Origin of the sequence: Azonexus sp. (assembly GCF_036170495.1) — a bacterium.
Lineage (GTDB): Bacteria > Pseudomonadota > Gammaproteobacteria > Burkholderiales > Rhodocyclaceae > Azonexus.
Map to the genome: position 1 here is coordinate 2,528 of NZ_JAVHPH010000351.1, position 6,128 is coordinate 8,655.

The 6,128-nt window shown below is 61.6% G+C and carries 7 protein-coding genes and 1 pseudogene; 1 reads left to right on the forward strand and 7 read right to left on the reverse strand.

Translation table 11 applies throughout. The features are described 5' to 3' along the window. From ADADOO_RS12990 to ADADOO_RS13005, 4 genes are all read right to left on the reverse strand, one after another. Positions 1-465: response regulator (locus tag ADADOO_RS12990; protein ID WP_511277928.1), on the reverse strand; the 465-nt coding region annotated here is incomplete at its 3' end. Positions 466-585: 120 nt separating this feature from the next. After that, positions 586-1,452 carry a ribosome small subunit-dependent GTPase A gene (gene rsgA, locus ADADOO_RS12995; protein WP_511277929.1) on the reverse strand — a complete coding sequence of 289 codons (867 nt, stop codon included), beginning with the start codon at positions 1,450-1,452 and terminating at the stop codon, positions 586-588. Then, a complete protein-coding gene (locus ADADOO_RS13000) occupies positions 1,452-1,766 on the reverse strand; it encodes a cytochrome c (RefSeq protein WP_511277930.1) in 315 nt (104 codons plus the stop codon). The genes rsgA and ADADOO_RS13000 overlap by 1 nt, the downstream gene beginning before the upstream one ends. Continuing rightward, on the reverse strand, positions 1,763-3,013 hold the full coding sequence (locus tag ADADOO_RS13005; RefSeq protein ID WP_511277931.1) for a M48 family metallopeptidase: 1,251 nt from the start codon (positions 3,011-3,013) through the stop codon (positions 1,763-1,765). The genes ADADOO_RS13000 and ADADOO_RS13005 overlap by 4 nt, the downstream gene beginning before the upstream one ends. A 56-nt stretch (positions 3,014-3,069) precedes the next feature. Between ADADOO_RS13005 and orn the strand changes: the two genes are divergently transcribed. After that, the gene (gene orn / locus ADADOO_RS13010; protein WP_511277932.1) at positions 3,070-3,615 is read left to right on the forward strand and encodes an oligoribonuclease; all 546 of its coding nucleotides are present in this window, start codon (positions 3,070-3,072) and stop codon (positions 3,613-3,615) included. A gap of 20 nt (positions 3,616-3,635) precedes the next feature. On the opposite strand, the gene ADADOO_RS13015 is transcribed toward orn, so the two are convergent. The 3 genes and pseudogenes from ADADOO_RS13015 to rho all read right to left on the reverse strand — a co-directional run. After that, positions 3,636-5,270, reverse strand: coding sequence for an ArnT family glycosyltransferase (locus ADADOO_RS13015; RefSeq protein ID WP_511277933.1), 1,635 nt, complete (start codon positions 5,268-5,270; stop codon positions 3,636-3,638). Between the two features lie 60 nt (positions 5,271-5,330). Continuing rightward, positions 5,331-5,552 (reverse strand): 50S ribosomal protein L31, encoded by a 222-nt coding sequence (rpmE, locus tag ADADOO_RS13020; protein ID WP_511277934.1) that lies wholly within the window; start codon positions 5,550-5,552, stop codon positions 5,331-5,333. A gap of 91 nt (positions 5,553-5,643) precedes the next feature. Further along, positions 5,644-6,128: pseudogene (rho, locus tag ADADOO_RS13025) on the reverse strand (transcription termination factor Rho); the annotation flags it as partial.

Genomic DNA, 6,128 nt, shown 5'->3' on the forward strand with positions numbered 1-6,128 from the left:
TTCCTGGATGAGCTGGTTTTCACCCATGCGGCGCATGACTTCGGCTTCGAGATAGCTGTTTTTGTCGCGCAGGATGTCGCGCGCCTCCTTGAGGTCGAGTTGCGTTCGGACGCGGGCGAGGACAATGCTGGGGCGGATCGGCTTGGTGATGTAGTCGACGGCGCCACGGTCGAGGCCGCGTTCTTCGTCTTCGGTGCCGTCCATGGCCGTGACGAAGATGACCGGGATATTGCGTGTGGCCGGGGTCGCCTGTAACTCGGCGAGGACATCGTAGCCGTCCATTTCCGGCATCATGACGTCGAGCAGGATGAGGTCCGGGGTCGGGCTGCCGTGCGCGATCTGCAGCGCGCGTCGGCCGGAGTTGGCGGCGCGGACGTGATACGCGGGTTGCAATAACTCACCGAGAACACTGAGGTTTTCCGGCGTGTCATCGACGATGAGTATGGTCGGCGGGTTGGCGCCCATTTTTTTTGTCTCCTGTCGCCCGATCGTGGCGAATTTCTCAGAATTATCACCTTGTGGCCGGGAAATTGCTATCGCAGCCAGCGGTCATCGGTTGCTACGGACCTGCTGCCCGCTTGTTTTTCAGGCCGGGCCCTGGCTTCCGACGATGCGGTGAAAAATGGCAAAGCGCGTTTTATCAATTTTTTTCCCGTCGACCGCAGCAATCAGGGCGCAATCCGGCTCACGGCTGTGATGGCAGTCGCGGAAGCGACATTGACCGAGGTAAGGGCGAAACTCCGGGAAGGCGTGTTCGATTTCCTGCCGGTCGAGGTGGCCGAGACCGAATTCCTGCAGGCCGGGTGAATCGATCAGATGGCTGTCGGCATCGAGATGGTAGAGCGTGGCGTGGGTGGTCGTGTGCTTGCCGGAGTCGAGGGCCTGCGATATTTCGCGGGTGGCGGCGCGGGCTTCGGGGATCAGCGCATTGACCAGCGTCGATTTGCCCATGCCGGATTGGCCGACGAGGACGCTGGTCTGGTTGGCGAGGTAGGGGCGCAGGTCTTCGGCGTGTTGGCGGGCGGATAGTTCGAGGACGCGGTAGCCGAGGTCAGCGAGTACCGCCAGGCGCTGGCGGGCGGCTGGCAGCTTGTCGGCGAGGTCGCACTTGTTGAGGACGATGAGCGGCGCGATTTCCTCGCTTTCGGCGGCGACCAGGGCGCGGGCGATCAGTTCGTCGGAGAAGGCGGGTTCGGTGGCGACGACGATGACCAGTTGATCGACATTGGCGGCGATCAGTTTCTGGCGGATTTCGTTGGAGCGGTAGAGCAGGCTGCTGCGCGGCTGGATCGCCTCGATGACGCCCTGGTCGTCGGAGGTCTGCTTTATATCGACGCGATCGCCACAGGCGACATCGCTTTTCTTGCCGCGCGGGAAGCAAGGCAGGCGTGAGCCGTCGGCCAGTTCGACAACGTACTGGCGGCCGTGGGCGGCAATGACGCGGCCTTCCATCAGTTTTTGAAGTGGTAGTACTGCTGGTTCAGGTAGGCGGCGACTTCGGCTTCTTCTTCGGGGAACCAGCCGGCCTTGGTCATTGCGTTGCAGGTGGCGACGCGTTGCAGGACATCGAGCTGGGTCGATAGCAAGCGACCGTCGCGAGTGTACATCTTGCTGCCATCGCCGCCGTAGAGGCGGACATGGCAGGTGACGCAGGCTTTGTCGTGATGTTCCTTGCCGATTTTGGGGTCGGCCTTGCCCCACGGTTCGGCGGCGAGTGCCGGCAGGGCGGTCAGGGAGGCGGCAAGCAGTACGCTGACTGTTTTCATGCGGGTTTCTCCTGAATTTGCAGGTGCGCGATGCGCTGCGCGGCCGGCGGGTGGGAATCGTGGAACAGCGAATGCAGGGGGTCGGGGGTCAGGGTCGACGCATTGTCCTGATAGAGCTTGACCAGGGCGCGGATGAGGTCGCTGGCGGCGGCGTGTTGCGCCGCGTAGGCATCGGCCTCGAATTCGTGGCGACGGGATAGCTGGCTCATGAGTGGGCTGAGCGGAAAGGTGAATACCGGCATGACGAGGAAGAACAGGATCAGGGCCAGCGCCGTGTTTTGGGCCGCCACGCCGAGGCCGGCATAGAACCACGGGGCGTCGATCAATTGGCCAAGCAGCCAGAGGAAAGCGAGCGAGCCGGCGAACATCAGGAGCAGGTGCTTGACGACGTGTTTTTTGCGGAAATGGCCGAGTTCGTGGGCCAGCACGGCTTCGACTTCAGATGGTTCGAGGCGGGCGAGCAGGGTGTCGAAGAAGACGATGCGCTTGGTGTTGCCGAAGCCCGTGAAGTAGGCATTGCCGTGGCTGGAGCGCTTCGAGCCGTCCATGACGAAAAGGCCGGAGGAACGGAAGCCGCAGCGGGTGAGCAGGGCTTCGATGCGCGCTTTCATCTCGCCGTCTTCGAGCGGCGAGAACGTGTTGAAGAGCGGCGCGATCCAGGTCGGGTAAACGAACATGATGAGCAGGTTGAAGCCGCACCAGAACAGCCAGACGTAAAGCCACCAGTATTGGCCCATGGCGCCCATCAGCCAGAGGACGGCGGCAATCACCGGGGCGCCGATGGCGATGCCGAGCAGCGTCTGTTTGAGCCGGTCGGCAAAGAACAGGCCGAGGGTCATCCGGTTGAAGCCGTGCCGGGCCTCGATGACGAACTGGCTGTACAGCGAGAGGGGCAGGTCGATCAGGCCGGAAATGACCATCACGCTGAAGATCATGGCCAGGCCGTAGGCGAGGCCGTCCAGGCGGAGCGACCAGAAATCGTGCAGGGCAGCGAGGCCGCCACCGAGGGTGAAAGCGAGCAGCACCACCGCCTCGATTAGCGTGCCGACAATGGCCGTCTTGCTGCGGTCGACCGTGTAATCAGCCGCTTTTTGATGGGCCGGCAAGGCGATGCGTTCGGCAAAATCGGCCGGCACGGCGTGGCGATGGGCAGCGACGAAACGGATGTGGCGCAGTTTGAGCCAGAGGCGGACTGCTACGGTCAACCCGAAAAAAAGCAGAAAAATGAAAGTGAAGTCAGGTGTCACGGATAGGGGACCAAAGCTGTGCGAAAATCGCGGTTTTCAAGGATTCGGGCAATTATATGGCAGGCACTGCAAACAACCTCGTCTGGCTGGACATGGAAATGACCGGTCTGAACCCGGATGGCGACCGGATTATCGAAATGGCCATGGTCGTCACCAATTCGGAGCTCGACATGGTCGCCGAGTCGCCCGCCTGGGTTGTCCATCAGACCGATCAAATTCTCGCCGGTATGGATGATTGGAACCAGAAAACCCACGGTCGTTCCGGCCTGATCGACAAGGTCAAGGCGTCTACGATGAATGAGGCGGCCGTCGAGGCCGAGGCGCTGGAATTTCTGAAGAAATATTCGCTGGCCGGTCATTCGCCGATGTGCGGCAATTCCATCGGTCAGGATCGTCGGTTCATGGCCCGCTACATGCCGACGCTGGAAGCTTTTTTTCATTACCGCAATCTTGATGTCAGCACCCTGAAAGAGCTCTGCAAGCGCTGGCAGCCGGAGATCTACAAAGGCTTCAAGAAAAAGAGCAAGCACACGGCGCTGGCTGACATTTACGAATCAATCGACGAAATGAAGTATTACCGCGCGCATTTCCTGAAAGGGTGATCGCGCCGCAACCGCTGTCGTTAGCGCCGGAATAGCCGGAACGTTTCCTTGCGGTCGCCCGGGCGGTTGCCTTCCCAGACCTTGGCCCACTGGCCATTGGGCGCCGCCAGTTCGCGGCGGGTGTCGCCAACGACCAGCAACCAGTTGCACGCCTGTCCGGCTTTCGACTCTTCCGCCGACGGTTCAATGCCGACGAAATAGGACAGCGAGGCGAGCTGGGTTTCGTTCAGTTTGCGTTCAGCCAGGCAGCCATGATCGGCCGGCAGGGCCTGGGCGATGGCCTGGGCGACCGGGCGATAGGATTTGTTGAAATCGAACCACGGCATGATCAGTGTCGTCGCCAGCAGCCACAGCGTCGTGCAGCCCAGCGTCCAGTGCGTCAGGCTGCGATAGGGAGAGCGCGGGGCGGTGAGAATCAGCCAGATCCACCACGCCGTTGCTGCCAAACCGATGGCCAGCGCGAGTAGATCGAAGTGTGCAGTGAAGCCCGGGCGCAGCACCAGGGCGCGCCTGGCCATCTGCCCCGGCCAGCCGAGAACCATGGCCGACCAGCCTAGCCAGACAATGCCGATAAAGACACTGAAGGTCGACATCGCGAACCAGTCGAAGGCATTGGCCGAACCGCGCCGCAAGGCCAGGGCGCCGGGCGTGGCGAGAAGCGCCAGCGGTGGCAACAGCAGCAGGGCGGGAATTTGCCGTGGACGGTAAGCCCAGGCCAGCAACAACAACGTCATCAGGAAAAAAGCGAGGGGCAGCAATTGCTCCGCTGCCTTGAGATTCTTGCGCCGGATCCACAGGGTCCATCCGGCGAGGGGAATGGCCGGGAAGGCGAACCACGGCAGCATGGCAAGAAAACGGCCGCCGCCAGCAAGCGAAAACGGGGTTTTCAGCGGCGCCAGTTCAGTGGCCAGCCAGCCGTGGAAGCGGCTCGGTTCGAGGTAAAGAAGCAGTAGCGGCCAGGGCAGGATAAGGACGGTGGCGAGGCCCAGGCCTATCAGCAGGGTATGTAGCGCCTTGGGGCGGTCGGGGGACAACCACCAGGCGATGGGGGCAATGGCAAGCAGTGGCAGGGTTGGGGCGATGCCGGTTCCGAGTAGACTGCCAGCCACTGCCAGACCATAGAAAACCCCGGTCAGGCGTGGTTTTCGGCCAATCGTGGCGAGCGCACCCAGGCCGCCCGCGTAGGCGGCCAGTGCGATCAGCATCGGCTGCGCATCGTGGGCGTGGAAAAGTAGCCCGGCACAGCCGGCCAGCAGGAGCGGGCTGGCTGCCGCGCTGTCTTCGCCGTACAGCTCGCGACCGGCGTAGTAGAGCCCCATCAGCGCCAGAGCCACCCAGATGCCACTGGCCAGCCGCATGGCTTCATGTAGCGGCAGCAACCAGCCGAATAGTTTGCCGGTTAGGGCTGCGCTCCAGTAATAGAGCGGGGGTTCGTGGAAAGGACGACCCGCCAGATCGGGCGATAGCCAGTCGCCAAAATTCAGCATGTGCCAGGCGGCGCCAATGTGGATGGCGTCTTCGCCCTTCCATGGGTCGCGGCCGAACAGGCCGGCCAGTACATAGAAGGCCAGGATGGCGGTGAGTATCCAGCCGGCGGGAGGCAGGCGAATACCGCGCCGCAAGGTATCGCGAATCAGGGCGAGAAAAGCAGACATGTCAGCCAGAAATGAAAAAGGCAGCCATCAGGCTGCCTTTTATACCGTGGTTCGTGCCGATCAGGCAGCAGCCTTGCCGCGCATGGCGCCGAATTTCTGGTTGAAGCGCTCGACACGACCGGCGGTGTCGACGATCTTTTGTTTACCCGTGTAGAACGGGTGGCAGAGCGCGCAAACTTCGACGTGAAGGGCTTTCTTCATGGTCGAACGGGTGGTGAATGTGCTGCCACAAGAGCAAGTCACCTGAATTTCGTTGTAATCCGGATGGATGTTGGCTTTCATCTTTAGTCCTTAAGTCAAGCGACCGGCGGATGTGGCCGATCTGGTAAGCCGAAGATTATCGTTGAATAATCACCGGCTTGCAATGTTTTTATTAGCCGCGGCGCATGGCATCAAAAAACTCCTGGTTGCCCTTGGTCGACTTGACCTTGTCGAGCAGGAATTCCATCGCTTCGAGATCGTCCATCGGATAGCAGAGCTTGCGCAGCACCCACATCTTCTGCAGGACGTCTGGCTTCAACAGCAGCTCTTCGCGGCGGGTGCCGGAGCGGTTGACGTTGACCGCCGGGTACATCCGCTTCTCGGCCATGCGGCGATCAAGGTGAATTTCGGAGTTGCCGGTGCCCTTGAATTCTTCGTAGATCACTTCGTCCATGCGCGAGCCGGTGTCGATCAGGGCGGTGGCGAGGATGGTTAGCGAACCGCCTTCCTCGATGTTGCGCGCGGCGCCGAAGAAGCGCTTGGGCTTTTGCAGCGCATTGGCGTCGACGCCGCCGGTCAGCACCTTGCCGGAGGCCGGCTGCACGGTGTTGTAGGCGCGGGCGAGGCGGGTGATCGAGTCGAGCAGGATGACGACAT

Coding starts and splice junctions, on each gene's coding strand:
- orn (WP_511277932.1), top strand. CDS start 3,070: ATGGCAGGCACTGCAAACAACCTCGTCTGGCTGGACATGGAAATGACC.
- ADADOO_RS13000 (WP_511277930.1), bottom strand. CDS start 1,766: ATGAAAACAGTCAGCGTACTGCTTGCCGCCTCCCTGACCGCCCTGCCG.
- rpmE (WP_511277934.1), bottom strand. CDS start 5,552: ATGAAAGCCAACATCCATCCGGATTACAACGAAATTCAGGTGACTTGC.
- ADADOO_RS13015 (WP_511277933.1), bottom strand. CDS start 5,270: ATGTCTGCTTTTCTCGCCCTGATTCGCGATACCTTGCGGCGCGGTATT.
- rsgA (WP_511277929.1), bottom strand. CDS start 1,452: ATGGAAGGCCGCGTCATTGCCGCCCACGGCCGCCAGTACGTTGTCGAA.